Source organism: Streptomyces mutabilis (assembly GCF_014649815.1).
GTDB classification, from domain to species: domain Bacteria; phylum Actinomycetota; class Actinomycetes; order Streptomycetales; family Streptomycetaceae; genus Streptomyces; species Streptomyces mutabilis.
In genome coordinates this window covers 249,913-266,633 of the sequence record NZ_BMTT01000001.1, presented here as the reverse complement: position 1 = coordinate 266,633, position 16,721 = coordinate 249,913, and the positions used below count along the sequence as shown (strand labels likewise).

The 16,721-nt window shown below is 70.6% G+C and carries 11 protein-coding genes and 1 pseudogene; all 12 read right to left on the bottom strand.

Annotated features, from left to right (window positions below; genetic code table 11):
• Positions 1 to 137: 137 nt before the first annotated feature.
• Positions 138 to 1,625 carry a hypothetical protein gene (locus tag IE142_RS01200; RefSeq protein ID WP_191883968.1) on the bottom strand — a complete coding sequence of 496 codons (1,488 nt, stop codon included), beginning with the start codon at positions 1,623 to 1,625 and terminating at the stop codon, positions 138 to 140.
• A gap of 246 nt (positions 1,626 to 1,871) precedes the next feature.
• The gene (locus tag IE142_RS01195) at positions 1,872 to 3,863 is read right to left on the bottom strand and encodes a DNA sulfur modification protein DndB (protein ID WP_191883967.1); all 1,992 of its coding nucleotides are present in this window, start codon (positions 3,861 to 3,863) and stop codon (positions 1,872 to 1,874) included.
• 2 nt (positions 3,864 to 3,865) lie between these two features.
• Positions 3,866 to 4,633, bottom strand: a complete 768-nt coding sequence (locus IE142_RS01190; protein ID WP_191883966.1) for a GIY-YIG nuclease family protein — start codon at positions 4,631 to 4,633, stop codon at positions 3,866 to 3,868.
• 174 nt (positions 4,634 to 4,807) lie between these two features.
• On the bottom strand, positions 4,808 to 5,005 hold the full coding sequence (locus tag IE142_RS01185; RefSeq protein WP_229830108.1) for a hypothetical protein: 198 nt from the start codon (positions 5,003 to 5,005) through the stop codon (positions 4,808 to 4,810).
• A gap of 459 nt (positions 5,006 to 5,464) precedes the next feature.
• Positions 5,465 to 5,614: a hypothetical protein gene (locus tag IE142_RS01180; protein WP_191883965.1), complete on the bottom strand. Its 150-nt coding sequence runs from the start codon at positions 5,612 to 5,614 to the stop codon at positions 5,465 to 5,467.
• Between the two features lie 88 nt (positions 5,615 to 5,702).
• Positions 5,703 to 6,404 (bottom strand): ANTAR domain-containing protein, encoded by a 702-nt coding sequence (locus tag IE142_RS01175; RefSeq protein ID WP_191883964.1) that lies wholly within the window; start codon positions 6,402 to 6,404, stop codon positions 5,703 to 5,705.
• A 268-nt stretch (positions 6,405 to 6,672) separates the two neighbouring features.
• Positions 6,673 to 7,114: pseudogene (locus IE142_RS36245) on the bottom strand (sensor histidine kinase); the annotation flags it as partial.
• Positions 7,115 to 7,258: 144 nt separating this feature from the next.
• Positions 7,259 to 8,308, bottom strand: coding sequence for a rod shape-determining protein (locus IE142_RS01170; RefSeq protein WP_191883963.1), 1,050 nt, complete (start codon positions 8,306 to 8,308; stop codon positions 7,259 to 7,261).
• A gap of 132 nt (positions 8,309 to 8,440) precedes the next feature.
• On the bottom strand, positions 8,441 to 13,465 hold the full coding sequence (locus tag IE142_RS01165) for an SAV_2336 N-terminal domain-related protein (RefSeq protein WP_191883962.1): 5,025 nt from the start codon (positions 13,463 to 13,465) through the stop codon (positions 8,441 to 8,443).
• Entirely contained in the window at positions 13,465 to 14,490 is a 1,026-nt protein-coding gene (locus IE142_RS01160) for an AAA family ATPase (protein ID WP_191883961.1), read from the bottom strand. The genes IE142_RS01165 and IE142_RS01160 overlap by 1 nt, the downstream gene beginning before the upstream one ends.
• A 57-nt stretch (positions 14,491 to 14,547) precedes the next feature.
• The gene (locus IE142_RS01155) at positions 14,548 to 16,212 is read right to left on the bottom strand and encodes a VMAP-C domain-containing protein (RefSeq protein WP_191883960.1); all 1,665 of its coding nucleotides are present in this window, start codon (positions 16,210 to 16,212) and stop codon (positions 14,548 to 14,550) included.
• Positions 16,209 to 16,565 carry a CU044_2847 family protein gene (locus tag IE142_RS01150; RefSeq protein ID WP_043373300.1) on the bottom strand — a complete coding sequence of 119 codons (357 nt, stop codon included), beginning with the start codon at positions 16,563 to 16,565 and terminating at the stop codon, positions 16,209 to 16,211. Before IE142_RS01150 ends, IE142_RS01155 begins: the two co-directional genes overlap by 4 nt.
• Positions 16,566 to 16,721: the final 156 nt, after the last annotated feature.

Below are 16,721 nucleotides of genomic sequence, written 5' to 3'. Positions count from 1 at the left end.
CCACCCGCCTGGAGACCCCATGGCTGCTCACCGCCGACAGGGGCGCGCTCTCGGGTGCAGACGGCGCGGCCCTCTCGCATCGGTCAGGAGTGCGACTAGCGATGCTCGCACTATACAAAGGCGAGGCACGCCTCCCCTCAGAAAGTGCTCCAAGCCGATGCGTGCGCCTCCGGACCGTAGGGATTCCACCCGTTGAGGTGCGGCTTGAGATCTTCCGGCTCGAACGTCAGCCCGTACGGCATGGTCGGTAGTTGTGTCAGCGGGTCGAGGGTCTCCGCGTAGTCGCGCGCCCACCGCAACCAGACACGAGCCGATTCGACGTCGACGTCCTCGTCCGCCGCTACATTGATCCTGCGCTCCAGAGCGTCGCAGTACTGGCGGAGCGCGTGTGCATCCTGCCACTGCCTTGCCTGCTCACGGAGAATCGTTGCGAAGCGAGCCTGCGCAGCCTTCTCTCTGGCGGTAGCCATGGCCGCTTCCCAGCTGATGCGGCGCTCTTCCTTCGCGCGTTCCTCATCCAGCTTCCTCTGCTGCTCCTCGACCGCGCGAGTCTCCAGTTCCTGGAGCACGATCCCGAGGACGTCCTCGAGTTTCGACCGCTTGCGGTCGCCCCAGTGGTGCTGCCTCTTGGACCGGCTGTACCCGATGTCCAGAGCGAGCTGCTGAGAGCGGTCTGGATCGGCAGACTGGGGAAACTCCTGCTTGATAGTGACGCAGCTGGTGAAGCCGTCGATAACGATCTCCAGCACCCCTTCCCGACAACTCGCGGGGAAGTACCGGCCGTTGTAATAGTGCGCTGAACGGTGGTCACGCTCAGGGACCCGCTGCTCGCGTACCCTGTATCCCCGGCGTTCCGCCTCTGCTGCGAGCCCTTGCAGCAGAAGCAAAGCACGGCGACGCAGAGAGGGCGGCATAAGAAGCCGGCGCTCGCTGTCTCGCAAGGCCGCCACGACGCGGTGCGGTGAGCGCAACTGCGCGGGGACTGAAACCCGCGGGTTCTCCTCTGGGGACCTCCGCCCAGAGTTGGCATGTGGGCCGTCTACCAACGAGATTTGCAGATCACGGCCCGCGTTCCACAGTCGCTGCTTCTCGATGCGTTTGCCCGCCGGCGCGAGTTTGTGCCGCTTAGCGAAGTCGATGACACGTCGCCACTCGGTGATCTCATTCTCGTCAGGCTCTGATATGACCACATGGCGCTCGGCGACCAATCGCTCCATGAGCTTGGTCGCTTTTGCGCGGCGTGCGACGGGGATGGGCCTTTCGCTGTACGGCGTTGGCTGCTTCTTGTGTGTCGTCGTCGGCTTACTCCCATGAGCTGTCGCCGTTGTCGTGGAGCCGCGGACCCTGCCCTTCGCCACGGCCACCGGGGCCTTCGACTCGCCAGCAGCAGTGCGCCCACGCGCCGGATGCTCCGGATGATGACCGTGCTCCAGATAGAACCGACCCGCCTCAGTGACGTCCGCCCGCCAGCTGCCACCCCGGCGGCTGACCGTCACGAGACCCCGATCGCGCAGCGCGTAGGTTGACCGCCGCATGCCCGGATCCTGGGCGCCGGGATCCTCGCCGGCAGCAATCTTCCTGAGGAGCGTGAGTTGTCGATCGTTCAACGCTTTCCAGCGGTACATGCGACAAGTTCACAAGGGATCAAGGCGGACCACAATAGGGGCGGTCGTGATGCCCTCACAGTGGTACCGGTGACAGCCGTGCATGGGAACGCACTGGACAGCAAGGTGACCCCCGTGAGTGGCCGAATTCACGAAGAGATCGAGCCTCCCATGAGGCCACGGCGCAGCAGTAACCTGGGTCCAAGCGACTGACCTGCACAAAGTCGCGCGGCTCTACCCCGGGCGAAGGGGGCGGGGCCTTTTTCATCAGCCCATGCTTGCGAGCGCGGCGAGTCGACGAGCCCCCAGCAGAATCGCTGCTTGTCGCAGCGTTTCTCTGTCTGGGCTCTCTCCGCCTGTAGCGCGGACTTCCTTCTTAATGTGAGCCTCAACCGCCTTGCGGAGGTCCATGCAGGCTTCTCGTATGATTGCCGCCATCACTCCGCCAGCTACTCGTCCTGGAGAGATTCTGCTGAACTGCTCTGCCAGCCATTGGTAGGCAGCCATTCGTAGTTCGGGAGTTCCAGCATCGGTGTAGGCCCGGTCAGACTCAAGGTAAGGGATGCTCGTAGCTCTGACGAGTTCCCATGCTGGCGCATCCTCCTCGGTGCGAGGAAGTCCGCTGGCCCAGGCTGATGCTTCCTTTTTCAGCTCTTCCAGGGGGCAAAGGGTAGCCAGAAGGGCTAGGCCCTTGATGCCTTTGGTTCCAACTTTAGTGAAGTTGATGTTTCGATCTGGGCCGATACCTGTGCCAATCCAGAAGTCTGGATCCTTCAATTTCGGAACGATTCGCTGGTTCGTGCGATTGATCCACTCGTTGAGCACTGAGAAGCGTTCTGAATCCACCGACCAGATCTCTTTTAGATCCTCGCGAGCCTGGTCGGCCCCGAAGGCTGACAAGAGGAGGCCTCGTTGAAATACCACGAGGAACGCTAGATTGTCGGCCTTAACGCTCTCCGAGATTTCGTTTGCCTTAGTGTTGGGATTCTCGCCAGTTCTGGTTTCGATGGCCTTCTTCGTGTCGTTGTCAGAGCCCAGCCACAGTTCGTGGTCACCGCCAATAAACCCAGCCGCCGCGTAGCGTTCGCGGAGTTCTGCATAGGGCTTCAACTGAAGCAGGGGGCGCACTAGATTTTGGCCGATTCCATCGGCGAATGCTTCACTGATCGCGGCAACTTCTTCAGGTGCGAACGCAAACGGACGTTCCTCTAGCCGCGCTGCACGGATCTTCTTCTTGAGTTCGATCTCGTCCCAGCGTAGACCCGCAGGAGGGTCGACCCGTGCAGTTACGTCTCTGACGAACTCTTCCAGTTTCTCGTAATCGGTGTCGTCGCAGCGAGGTGGATAGATCGTCTTGACGGTCTCATAAAGGGAAAGCACTGTCGTCAAGTAGAGACTCTGGTCAAATTTGGCTTGATCTGAATGCCAGTCGACCAGGGCGAGGGGGATTCGCTTCAACGATGCTTCACTGTCGGCGTCTCCACCAAGCTCTGAGGCAATCAAGCGCCGTACGGTAACGGACACCAGATCTTGATCATCGAGAAGGTAAGTCCGAGCTTTCGATACGGAAACCGCGTGCTTGTTCAGCGCGACGAAGATGCTGCGGCAAGCGAGTAGCACATTGCTGGATTGCTCGGTGGGAGGAGTGAATCCTGCTCTGGGATCCAGTACCAGAACAAGAACTGGGATTCTGGTCTCGTTCGGGCTGAGTAGTCCGCGCTGTGCCGAGTCGAGAATCTTCCGTAGTGCAAGGAATCGATGTTGTCCATCGAGGATTACGGCATGCGCTCGCTCGGTATTCCAGCGGAGGTATCCAACTTCTTGGTTCGGTAGTGAATCAATCAGCACTGGACCGATCGTATTGCGCTCCATTCCCTCGTATGGAGCGTCATCAGGGCCTGATGGATCATCCTCATACGTCTCCATCACCGCATTGCGGTTGCCTGGATCGACTGGGAGGAGAACTACTGTGAACGAGTTGAAGAATTTAAGGGAACCAGGCTGAAGCAGGTAAGTCCTGATCGGACCCGCAGCACGTTCGTCGTCAACCGCCCGTTGGAATAGTTCTTCGAAGTTGACCGGCTGACGATCGGTGATTGCCAGATCACGCGCCAGCTGTAGGTATCGAGTGGCTTCAGTTACGGTCATGGAGATGGCGTAGTACGGCACTCGCTCATCTCCGATGGCGTATTCTCCCCGCACGAAGGCGTACTGGCCCGTGTAGGCTTGCCGTCGGCGACTCATCGCTGAGAGGCTCATTCTCAGTCCATCTTTTCATTCAGCAGCGGGTGGGCGAGGCGGATAGTCAGCGATTCAGCAAGGCGTACCAACTGATCAGCTTGCCTCAGCTCGACAGGAGCATCGGGCGGCAGTTCCTCTTCTGCATCGAATTCGTCAAAGTCATCCTCGTCGCTTCCATCATCTAGAAAATCTTCAATGTCGGCGTCGAGGTCTTCTTCATCTGCGTCCGGAGAGTCTGTGCGCTGCCGCAGGGATGCGGCGAGTTCGAATACATCGTCTGGGGGCTGGACGGGTAGTAGGACTACGGTGCAGTCGCCGGGTGTGAGATTGAGCTGCTCAAGCCCACGGCTGAGTTTAGAGCCCGACCGCAAGTGTTGCCGGATCCGTGTTGACAGGTTGACTGCCTTGCCGACATAGAGGGGCCGCTGGAAAACAGTCGCACAGAGCAAGGCCCATTCAAGATGGATGTTCTTCTCCATTATCATCTCGCTCAACCGAGATGACGAAGCACCAGTTAGCGCCGGCGGGCGATCTTGAATTGCAATGTGTCTGTACTTACCCACCATGCCAGCTTCGAGGGGCGGCCCGTCTTGCGGAGCGATTCGGGTTTGAAGGTCCTCGAACACATCGTTGGCGTCGCGCTCGAAGGCACTCAGCGCCAGATCTCGGAGGTCAGCTGTCCAGATGTAGATGCCAGGTTGTGCCGGAATCATTCCTCGGCGGGCAGTCCGTGACAGCGAGAGGTATTGCCGCACGCTCAACAAGTCCAACTTGAACGACGCGTACAATCAGGCCTCCTGTGCCAACTTAGCCGCTCCACGGGCCAGTTGCTGGTTGTTGGCACTGTAGCAGCCAGTTCTTGGCCGCTGTATCTGCTTGTGAGCAACTGATTACCGGCGCCTTGAGAGGCGCTGGTCGTGTTACGGAGTGTGGGACGCCCCGCTCAGCTGAGACTCGGGGAGCTATGTCAACGCGTGCACGGCGGCGTCCATGCGGTCTGGGCTGTCCATGCCAGCAACCCACGTCACCATCTGCTGCTCCAGCACAGGCCATTCGCCGACATGATGGACGCGCCCCTGCTCGTAGAGCTGAGCAACCGGCTCCTCGCGCAGCCGCTTGCCGTGCTTCGCGGTGACCGGCAGCACGCCGGCCATCAGCATGTTCTTGGATTACGCTGCTGTATCGCGCTGACCTGCGGAGAAGCACAGGCCTCCCCGGGTGGAGGCAGCGCCTTTACATCGGTAAGGCACTCCGCTGCGCTCAAGATCGATCGGGCCGCCTCTCGCAGCGGCGACCAGCACCTTCGCAAACCAGACGGGGCCGCAGCTCTCTCACCGCTCGTTCAGGGGCCCGGCAAAGGGACCTCCCAGGGACCCGCACGGTGCCCAGGAACCCGCGAGGGACCGGAAGGGCACGGAAGGATCAGGAAGGACAAGGGGCTCAGGCGTACGAGACCACGGCTCTGACCTGCGAAAACAGGTAGCGCACGGCAGGATCAGGAAGATCGCGGACGATCCTCAAAGGACTCATAATCCGTCGGCCGTGGGTTCGAGTCCCACCCGCCCCACTTCGCGCCACCTTCCGCAGAAACCTTTTCCGGACGGTGGCGCCGCGCCGGGCTACCGGTCCCGCACGTTCTCCGTGGCGTCCTCCTCGTCGCGCTCGCCCTCCGCCTGGGAGGGAGTGGTCTGCGCCGGGTCGGGGCCCTCCTGGCGGTTCTGCTCGTCGTCGCGTTCGCCTTCTGCCTGGGACGGGGTCTGCTCGCTCATCGTGGTGCCTCCTCGTGCCGGACGGATACCGGGCGGGTCCGTGGCCGGGTACCCCTCCGACACGCCCGGCATCACACCGGGCCCGGTCTCAGCGGCGCAAGCGGGCCAGCGCCGTCCGCAGGGCCGTGCGCACCTCGGGCGGTGGGGGCGGGCCGTCGCTCTCGGCGCCGGCGGTGACCGCCGCGGCCACCGTGCGCAGCTTGGTGTTGGACAGCTGGGAGGCCTCCCGCAGGATGTGCCACGCCTCGTCCGAGGTGCAGGCGTGCAGCGCCATGAGTACGCCCCGGGCCTGGTCGATGACCGGGCGGGAGGCGATCGCCCGGCGCAGCTGCTCCACCTCCTCCTGGAGGACGTGCAGCTGTTCGGCGGGGGGCGAGGGGGCGGCGGGAGGCCCGGTTTCCGGCTCCTGCTCCGGCTTCCGCTCGGGCTCCGGCCGGTGGGCCGTGGCGCGCAGGGGGTCGGAGGTGTCCAGGCCGGCCAGTTCCAGGATGCGCAGCGGCTGGCCGTGCCAGTTCGTCGCCGTCACGGGCACCGCCTGCCGGTGGCTGTAACCGCCGAGCAGGTCCAGGAACTGGAGCCCGGCCGTGTCCATGAACGTCACGTCGCCCATGTCCAGGTCCACCCGGCCGATACCGGCCGGCAGCGCGGCCAGGACCTCGGCCAGGATGTCCGCGCAGCCGTGAACGAGTTCTCCCCGTGGGGCGAGCAGCGCCCGGTCGGTGTCCACCCGGCCGTCGATGACCAGGGTGGCGGGACTACCCGCCAGACGTGGAGGTGCCGCTGAGGTCATGTCACCGCCTTGTCCGTCCATGTCGGTCCCCGGCAGACGTTCGCAACGTCACGCAGCCCCCGTCGGCCGACGGACCGTAGCGAGGGACCGGGTCCCGGTCCGGCCGCGGTGGTCCGGCGGCCCTGTTGGTGCACCTGCCCACCGGACGGGTGACTACACCCGGGTCCGGGCAGTGAACGGTCCGTGGGGGCGAAGGCGCCGGCCGTCGTCGACGCGACCGCCGCCTCGCCCGCCGCTTCGAGCACGCGCGGGGCAGGACCGTGCCGCGCCGGGTCACCCCCGGGCGGCCGGCCGTGTCGGACAGGGCCTGGCGCAGTGCGGTGAGCAGACCGTCCCCGGACCGGTCCGGTACGCGGGTGTCGACCGCGCCGGTGCAGTGCGTGGACGGCGGGAAGCCGAGCCGGGCGGCGGCGGACGCGGTCTCCCGCAGCACCCTGCCGCGCAGCCCGGTGGGCGGGCCGGCCGGGGGCCGGCGCAGCGCCAGGATCGTCGTACGGACCTCCTGGACCGTGGACCGCAGCTCGTCCACCGCCCGGCCGAGGATGTCCCGGACGTCGTCCGCGCCCGGGGCGGCGCCGCGTGGTGGCGAACAGCCGCTGCACCACCAGATCGTCGAGGTCCCGGACGATGCGGTCCCGGTCCTCGTAGACGGCGAGCCGTTCCCGGCCGCGCCCGGCGTCGGCGAGGACCAGGGCGGGCGCCGACGTGCTGCAGGGTGCTGCGCCAATCCAGGTCGGTGCCGACCTGCGGGACCGCTTCGAGGAGGCGGGTCAGTCGGGGCGCGGGCCGGCCGCTCATGCCGTACGGCTTCGTCGGTGTCGTCGGTTCCGGCCCGCGTTCTCCCGCGCCGAGGGTCAGTCGGCCGACGTCGGGTTCAGCGCCAGCGGCTCGATGCGGCCCTCCAGCATGATGCCGAGGCCCTGGACCGCGCACACGTCGGGACGCTCCGCGATGTGCACCGGCATGCCGGTCGCCTGCCGCAGCATCTGGTCGAAGCCGGGGAGCAGCGCGTTGCCCCCGACCATCATGATGCCGCGGTCGGCGAGGTCCGCGACCAGGTCCGGCGGGCAGTCCCGCAGCACCTTGCCGATCCCGTCGAGCACCGCGGTCAGCGGCGTCTGGATGGCGTTGCGCACGGCGGCGGTGTCGACCCGCACGCTGCGCGCCAGCCCGGTCGCCACGTCCCGGCCGTGGATCTCCGTGGACGCGGGCCCCTGCGGGGTCAGGCCGTTGCCGGAGAGGGCGATCTGCAACGGGCGCACGGACTGGCTGGGCAACACCAGTTCGTGGTGGTGGCGCAGGAGCTGCACGATCGCGTGGTCGACGGCCTCCCCGCCGACCGGGATGCGCTCCGCGGCCACGATCGAGCCGAGCGAGAGCACCGCGACCTGCGTGGCGTGCGCCCCACACACCATGATCATGGTCGCCTCGGGCTGCTCCACCGGTAGCCCGCAGCCGACCGCCGCGGCGATCAGCGTGTCGACGAGTTCCACCCGGCGCGCGCCGAGCCCGACCAGCGTCTCGATCGCCGCCCGCCGGGAGAGGGGATCCGCGTCGTGCGGGGTGCACACGGCGGCGCGCAGCCGGGGCTTGCGGCGCAGGGCGCGGCGGATCTTGTCGCCGAGCAGGTGCCGCAGCATGCGCTGGGCCATCTCGATGTCGACGACCGTGCCGCCGGAGACGGGCCGTACGACGCGGATGTAGCCGGGGGTGCGACCCGTCATCTTCTCCGCGAACTCACCGACCGCGATGAGCGCGCCGGTGCGGGTGTTGACCGCGGCGGCGGACGGCTGGTCGACGACGAGCCCGACGCCCTTGACGTACACGCGCGTCCGCGCCGCGCCCAGGTCGACGGCGAAGTGGCAGCGGCGCAGCTGCTCCAGACTGGCGGTACTGGCGGTCATGGCAGATCCTCCCGAGAGCGCGGACCGTGCGGGGCCGGCTGGTGGCCGGCCTCCTTGGCATCGTGCGTGGGGGAGGGGGCGGGCGCGTCTTGGAGGGGGCCGGGCGGGGGGCCGCCGAACGGGGGGGTGCGGTCAGCGGCTCTGGGCAGCGGAGAGCAGCAGGCGCAGGCCGGAGACCAGCGGCACGTCACCCGAGGCGCGCAGGCGCCTGCGGGTCTCTTCGTCGCGTGCGTGTCCGATGAATCGCATACCGGTCGTACGGGCCGCGGTCAACTCGGCCACGGTGGAGCCGACCAGCACGCACGTGGCGGCCGGGACCCCCAGCCGGTCGAGGACCGGATGGAGGCCCCGCGGGTCGGGCAGCAACCGGGTGAGGTCGGAGGCCCGTCCGTGCAGCCCTCCCCGCAGGCAATGAGTCAGTCCTCGGCGCTCCAGGTAGCCGGCCACCGGGCCGAGCGCCCGATCGGTCACCACGGCCACCGGAGCCTGCCGCGCGTGCAGCGTACGCACCAGTTGCTCGGCGGTCCGGCTGGGATGGGCCGTCAGCGCCGCCCGCTCGTCGTGCCGGTCGACCAGACGGCGAAGATCCTCGGCCAGCGGGTGCCGGGCGAAGGCCCGGAGCAGGTCGAGGGTGCTCGGGTGTCCCTCCAGCGCCGGCACGGGCCCGCCCGCGTCGAGCAGTGGATGCCCGGCCAGCGCGTCCTGCGGGGCGCGCCGGTCAGCGATCAGTCGTGCCGCGTCCAGCAACACCTCCCGCTCGACACCCGGCCGGTAAAACCGGGCCAGCACTCCGTCGAAGCCCAGGATCACGCAACGGGAGTTGGCGATGAGGTCTGACGGAGATTCGGCTGCGCGTGGATCGGGGCCGCGGAGGAAGGCCAGGCGGCTGCGGTAGGGGGCGGGACGGACCCACCGGGTGCGGTGGCCCGGCATGTCCGGCGCGCGGCCGGGATCGTACGGAAGCCAGTGGATGCCGTCGAAGCCCTTCGCCCCCGGTTCGCGGCTCTCCCTGGCCTCCACGGCCCTGACCGGGTCGTCCACACGCCACGCCAGCTCGACACCGGGGATGTCGGTGGCGATTCGGTGCTCGCTCAGGTCGACGTCGAAGTAGTGCGTCGCCGGGCCGCCGCCGGACCGGTGCGCCGACCAGGAGTCAGCCGGGACGAAACGGCCGTCGCGCAGGCGCACGACGACGGCCGCCGAGTCGTCAGGCGGCAGCGGGAGCCGACCGCCGGCCGGCAGGGGGAAGGGCCCCCTGACCGTGCCGGTGCGCGGCCTCCCGACGCCGGAACCGGCCTGCCCGACCACGTGATACCAGCCCGTGCCGTCGTCCAGGGGGCGGAAGAGGCCCGGGGCGTAGGCAGGGCCGTCCTGGCCCTCCTCGTCCACCTCGTCGTGGTAGAGGGGAGCCGAGAGCACGACGATCGCCTGCGCGGCGGCGGCGGTGTCCAGCGCGGTGCCGACCGACCGGGCGTCGGCGCGGAAGACCTGCACCTCGCCGCCGTCCGGGCGGGACTCCTCCTGCCAGAACTCCGACACCAGCCGCAGGCTGCCCACGTGGGCCAGCCGCTCGGGCAGCTTCTCCACGGTCGCTCGCAGGAGGCGGGTGGCCTGCACCCCGGGCGCCAGTCGTACGAGGAACCCCGCCCGGCCCGAGAAGGGGTCGTACGCATGCTCCTCCAGCCCGCTGTCCGCCAGCAGGCCGGTGACGAGGTGGGACAGGGCCGCGAGGGCCTCGTCGCCGCTGAGACCCTCGGCGAACGTGAAGCGGGCGCAGACGCGGAGGTCGGTGTCGACGCCGTCGTCCGCCTCCGCCTCTTGCGCCGCGACCTCCGCGAGGATCTCCGCCCGCTCCATGGCCGTCGCGGGATCCAGGTCCGGGTCGTCGTCCGGGCCGTCTCCCCAGGCACCACTGCCCACGAGCGTGTCAGGTCGCTGCTCCTCTTCCTCCGGGTCCCCCAGCAGGGGTGTCCAGAGGTCGTCCTCCGTGGGGAAGGGGCCCTCGGGCAGCTCGTCGGGCGGGGACAGGAGGTCGTGCCGGGTGTGCTGGGCCGTCGACTGCCCGGATTCCTCGCGCTGGGCTTCGTCCGCCTGCCCGTGCTCCTCGCGCAGTTCCCGGCCCAGCGCCACCAGTGCCGGGCTCCGCCCGCCGGACAGTTCGTACTCCTCGTACACCTCCAGCGCCTCCTCGCCCCGGCCCTGGCGGCGCAGCGCGAGCAGGTACAGGCGGCGGAAGTCCTCGCGGTGCGGGTGCGCGCGCAGCAGACCGGCCAGATCGGTGGCGGCCCGGTCGTAGTCGCCGAGAGTCAGGTCGAGTTCGGCCCGCTTGGTGTGCAGGGCGAGGCGCAGGCGGGCCAGGCGGGTGCGGGCGGTGCGGGCAGCGGGGCCCGGCACGTCCGCCAGGGGCTCCGGGCCGTGCCACAGCGCCAGCGCCTGTGTGACAAGGTCGCGGGCCTCGGCCGGCGAGCCCTCCAGAGCCGCCGCGTCGGCGCGGCGCACCAGTTCGTCGCAGTGCACCACGTCCACGTGGTCGGCGCTGGTGTGCAGGGCGTAGCCGTGGGCCGACGTCACCAGTACGCCCGGCCCCAGGAGGGCCGCCAGTTCCCCGGCCGCCCCGGTCACCTCGGCCCGCGGGTCGCGCGGCTCGTCACCCGGGTCCCACAGCCCCCACCGCAGCTCCTCGTGCGTCACCGTGCGGCCGGGCTTGAGCAGCAGAGTGGCGAGCAGCGCGCGGACGGCGGGCGGCAGCGTGGGGGAGCCGTCCGGGAGGTCGACCCGCAGCGGGCCCAGGGCGCGGTACCGGCGCGGCTCGTACGCCTCCCGGGCCCGCGTGAGCAGGCCGGGATGCGTGAGCAGGTCCCGGCCCCGGGTCTGGGTCTCCAGCGACGGGAACATCAGCTGGTCGAAGGCGTGCGCGTAGTCGATGCGCAGGGCCTCGGGCAGCCGGTCCAGCCGACGGGACTCGATCGGGACGGTCAGGCGCGAGGTTCCCGACGTCAGCAGCAGCATGACGTCGCACAGGGCCCGCAGGTCCTCGGAGTGCCCTGCCGGGCCGGAGGTGCGCCCCGGTTCGAAGAGGCTGAGCCGGGCCGTGCCGTCCGGCAGCAGGACGACCCGGGACGCCTCCAGATGGCCGTGCGTGGTACCCGCCGCGTGCAGGGCGCCGAGCGCGCGGGCGAGCTGCGCCCCCACCGACACCGTGAGCGGCGGCGGCAGCCGCCGGCCGTTCGAGCGGACGAGCGCGTTCAGCGCGATGCCGTCCAGGTACTCCATGACGACGTACGGGACGTCCTCCTCGACACCGCCGTCGAGGACGGTCACCACGTTGGGGTGGTCGATCCGCGTCAGGCGCCGGACACCGCGCACGAACGCCCGGCGCGCCGCGGGTCCGGGGAGCGGGTCGTGCAGCCGGACCGTCACCGTCCGGTTGGTCTCGGTGTCCTCCGCCAGCCACATCCTCCCGGCCGGCGAGAGCCGACGCACCGGCCGGTAGCGCGCGGCCGGCGCGGGCGGGAAGGGCGACGCGGCCGGCGGCCGGGCGCGCGCGGCGAGCTGTCGTGCGCTTTCCTGGCTGATCGCCGCGAACGTCTCGTTCCCGTTGGCGCGTTCGGTCCCGTCCCGGGAGGGGATCAGCGCGCTGAACTCGCCTGGCGAGCGTCCCGCGCGCTCGTCGATCAGGCCCCCGGTGCGCAGCAGCAGCTCGTGGGTGCGGTCGCGGGCGGTGCGGGGCAGCCCGCGCAGGAGCAGTTCGCGGACGCCGGGTCGGAACGCGTACGAACCGGGTGGCCCGGGGACGGTGGAGAGCAGGCCGCTGAGGATGACCTCGGCGAGGTGACTCGGGAGCGGGTCGGGTTCGACGGCGGCCTGCACCAGCCGCATCACCGGCAGGTCGGGGCGCCCCAGCGCGAGGTGGCCGGCCAGCCGGAAGGCCGGCGGGGAGGCGTTCGCCCGAAAACGCAGGACCAGTTCCCGCGCGGACAGCCGCGAGAGGTCGGTGCGGTCCTCGGCGTCGGCCGGCAGCGGGTGGTGCAGGACGGCTGCCGCGCCCGCGTACTCGGTGCCGCCCGGGCTCGCGACCAGGGACGCCCAGTTCGCCAGCCACTCGGGGCCCGGCTCCAGCACCGGGACGTGCGTGGCCCCCCTGGGGGCCCGGGGGACGGTGGTGTCGTACGGCGTGAAGTCGAGCGCCGCGCTGGGCGCCGCCCGGTGCGGGGCGGACAGTCGGCCGGCGACGGGCGGCAGCGCGGTGTCCCGCCACAGCTGCTCGGGCAGCGGCTGGAGGACGGCGAGGGGCGTGTGCCGGGCCCAGCGGCGCAGCGTGGCGAACCACCGCGTGCCTGCCGGGCTCTCCCGCCACTGGGGGCCCATGCAGTCGCTGATCAGCAGGGTGACGGTACGGCCGTCGGCGGGTGCCTCGGCTCCGTTGTCGCGGACGGTGCCGTCGGCCTCGGCCCGGTGCAGGGTGACGGTGCGGAAGACGCCCGACTGGGCGAGCGCGGTGTGCAGTTCCCGCACCAGGGGCTGCCACACGGGCATCGTGGGTCCCGTGTCGTGCACCAAGCTCAAACGCAGCCACCGCTCCCGCACCGGGCGCAGCACCGGCAGCCACCACTCGGGGTCGACGCCCAGCCGGGCGATGCGGTCGGCGGTCGCGGACTCGTCCACTTCCCGGCCCACCGGGGCGTTCGCGCGGCGTTTGAGCGGGCGCAGCGACCGCTGGATCGCCAACGGGTGGGGCAGCATCGGCGGGGCGGGGACGAGCAGGGCACTGTGCGGTTCGGCCGTCGCCGTCCCCGCGGGCGGCGCCTGGGCGGGCAGGCGCAGGGGGCTGCGGGGGCCGGGCGTCCCGGATGCCGCAGGCGCGGGGGCCGGCCGGCCCCGCCCGTTCTCCCGCCGCGGCTCGCGGGGCCGCAGCGCCGCCGGGCCGGTCGCGGGCGGCGGGGCGGGCTCCGGGGGCTGCCGGTCGGCCAGCGGGGCCGGTGGGTGCGGCTCCTCCGACGGGCCCGGCGAGTCTTGGTCCGCGGGCTCCATGTGCCCCGCCAGCCACAACAGTTCCGCCAGTTCCAGCGGTGTGGGGCGGGCACCCGAGGACGCCCGGCCGAGGATGTCGGCCAGGCGGGGCAGGGGGTCCGGTGGGCCGGGCCGGTCGGCGGGCATCAGAAGGCGTCGGGCTGCGGGGACCGGCCCAGGTAGGGCATCAGCTGTTCCGCCAGCTCGTCCAGGGACTCGGTGCCCAGGCCGGAGGAGCGGGCCAGGTAGATGGCGTTGAGGAGCTGGTCGGTGGCCAGTTCTCCGCTGCCCACGCGGGACAGGAACCGGTCGATCAGCTGCCGGGCGTATCCGTCGGGCTCGCCCAGGTGGGCGCGGACGATCTCGGCGAGGTGGTCGTCGTCCGGCTGCCGCAGGCGCAGCGAGACGCAGCGGCGCAGGAAGGCCGGGGGGAACTCGCGCTCGCCGTTGCTGGTGAGGACGACGAACGGGAAGGCGTTGCAGCGGACCCGGCCGCGTTCGACGGGCACCCGCTGGTCGGTGCCGTCGATGAGCACCTCGGCCCGCCCGCCTGGGATGTCCCGCGAGGCGCGCACGAGTTCGGGGATCTCGTACTGGCCCTCCTCCAGGACGTGCAGGAGGTCGTTCGGCAGGTCGAGGTCGCTCTTGTCGATCTCGTCGATGAGCAGGGCGCGGGGGCGGGCGTAGGGCAGCAGGGCGGTGCCGAGCGGGCCGAGGCGCAGGTGGTCCTCGACGCCGGTGCCGCCGGCCGGGTGGCCGGGGTGTTCGGCGGTCCGGCGCGCGGCGTAGAGGCGGGAGAGCGGGTCGTAGGTGTAGAGGCCGTCGTGGAGGGTGCTGCGGCTGGTGATGTTCCACCTGAGGACCGGCCCGAGCCGCAGTTCCCGCGCGACCGCGTAGGCAAGGGACGACTTGCCGGTGCCCGGCGGGCCGGTGACCAGCAGCGGCCGCCGCAGGTAGAGGGCCGCGTTGACCAACTGCACGGTGCGCTCGGTCGCCTGGTAGGTCGTGGCGCGGTGGGCGCGGTCGGGGGAGGCGTGCGCGAAGTCGCCGTCGTCGTCCGGGGGATCCAGCAGCGGGCGGCCGTCGAAGTCACGCCAGGGCGGGGGCGGGGGCAGCCTGGTGATGCCGTCGTGCGGGTCCGGCGCGCCGGTGTAGACGGGCCACAGGGGCATGGTTCTTCTCTCCGAGCGATCGGTGCGGCGGGTGGTTCCTGTGCGGGGCGAGCCGGGTCAGCCGACGGGTGAGTGCAGCAGGGCGGCGGGCTCGGCGAAGCAGCGCGGGTCGTCCCACAGCAGCTGGACGTCCCTCGCCCAGTGCTCGTCCGGGACGTCGGCCGCGTCCGCCGTCTCGCGCAGCTCCATGACCAGACGGGGGAGTTCGGACGGCGGGACCCCAGCCACGGACACGGCGAGTTCGTCGAGGAACGCGGTGCCGGAGCAGGCGCCGTCGTGCCCGTCGCCGGGGCAGCCCCTGCGCGGCCACAGCAGTACCGGGACGGGGAGGTTGAGGCCGACCTCGAAGTGCTCCCGGGCCGCCGGGGGCGGGGCGGCGAAACCGGCCAGCTCCGCCTCGTCCCGCAGCCGCTTGCGCAGCCCGGCCGGCCGCTCCCGGGTCCCGCATTCGACGCGGTGCAGCTTCCCGCCCGGGCTGACGCCGAGTTCGCGCCACCTCTTGCGCAGCTGGTGGCGGAGTCGTCCACTGCGGTGGCGGTACCGGTCGGTGACGACCAGCGGGTAGGCGCAGCCGAGCGGGGTGGGGTCGTCCTCGCTGCACGCCCAGTGCGCGACCGGTTCGTTGAGCCACTCGCGCGGCAGTACGAAGGTGATCAGTTCCTCGGCGCCGGGATCGAGCTGGGTGAACGCCTCGTCGATGCGCTCCTGCACGAAGGCCCGCACCGCGCTCCGGGCCATCCGGCGCGAGCCCACCGGGCGGCGCCGCCCGTCCCGGTAGGCCGACACCTCGACGGTGACCTGGTCGGCGCCGGCCCCGCTGTGGTCGATCTCCACGACGATCGGCGACCACGTCGCGGGCCGCGGCGGGAGGGCGTGCGGCCGTTCCTCCAGCAGTTCCTCCAGCCGGTCGGCGAACCGGGCCACGGCGCCCGGCTCCGTCACCTCCCACTGGACGTAGGCGGCGGCTTCCCGCAGGGAGGCGAAACCGCCTTCGGGCGGCGACGGGGCGAAGTCGTCCATGGCGGAGACGTACAGCCGGTTCGGTTCGCACGCCAGGCCGGCCTCCTCGGCGCGGCGCAGCAGTGCGTACAGCCGCCTGCGCGCGTCCGACCGGTGCCCGGGCGTGGGCACCAGCTCGCCGAGTTCGGGCCAGTAGCGCGCCATGACCTCGACGGGCAGCATCCGGCCGACGCGTACGTCCCTGGCGCCCGCGACCGCCGAGACCATGCCGACGACCGTGCCGTCGGCCAGTGTCACCGCCGCCCCGCTGAACCCGGCCGCCAGCGGCTGCCCGTGCCCCGTCAGTGCCTCCAACTGGACCCACTCGTCCGAGATCAGCGGGCCGGGCACGGCCCGGTAGGAGGCGAGCATGCCCTCGTCGTACCCCTTCGGGAAGCCGTAGGCGACCAACTCGGGTGCGGGTACGGACCGTTCCGCGCCGGGGCGGGCGAATGCGGCCGGGGTGAGCGGCACTGCACGCTCCAGCTCCAGTACGGCCAGGTCGCCGCGGTCGGCGGCGCCGCCCCGCCAGCCGCCGTGCACGGCGACCGCGGCGGACAGCTCGCCCAGCTCCCGGTGGCCGGGAAAGGTCACCGTGACCGTGGCGTCCTCGCTCCACCTGACGACATGCGCGCAGGTGAGCACCCGGCGCCTCGAGACGAGGAACCCGGCGCCGACCTCCGTGCCGCACTCGACGCGGGCGTGCCACGCGGCACCGGTCATGACCGGCCCGCGGCGTCCGGTCCCTCCGGACGCTCCAGGTGCTGGGGCGACCAGCTCAGCCTCACCACCAGATGCCCCTCGGCCGCCCCCTTCGCGATGACCGCGCCGGTCTCCGCGGTCAGTTTCACCCCGAACTCCAGCTCCACCGAGTCGGGTCTGAGCGAGCCGTCCCGGAACACCCGCAGCGCGGACCCGGCCGCCGCCCGCACGCCCTCCAGGGAAGCCTCGAAGGTGCGCGCCGCCCGTGCCGGTCCGTCACCGCGCGAGACCAGTCGCGCGCCGTCCTCGTCCTCGACGCCCTCGACGACCACCCGCGCACCGTCCTCGGTGCTGAACTCGACCAACCGGTCCATGAAGCCGTTCGCTCCCCGTGTGCCGTCCTACCCGTGCGGGACCTCATTGTGACGGACGGTACTCGGCGGTGTCCCGTCTTCCGCCGCCGGTCCCGCGCGGGGCTGGCGGAAACCCGCCAGGGCGCCAAACCGCCACCCCTGGTCAACTCCTCAGCC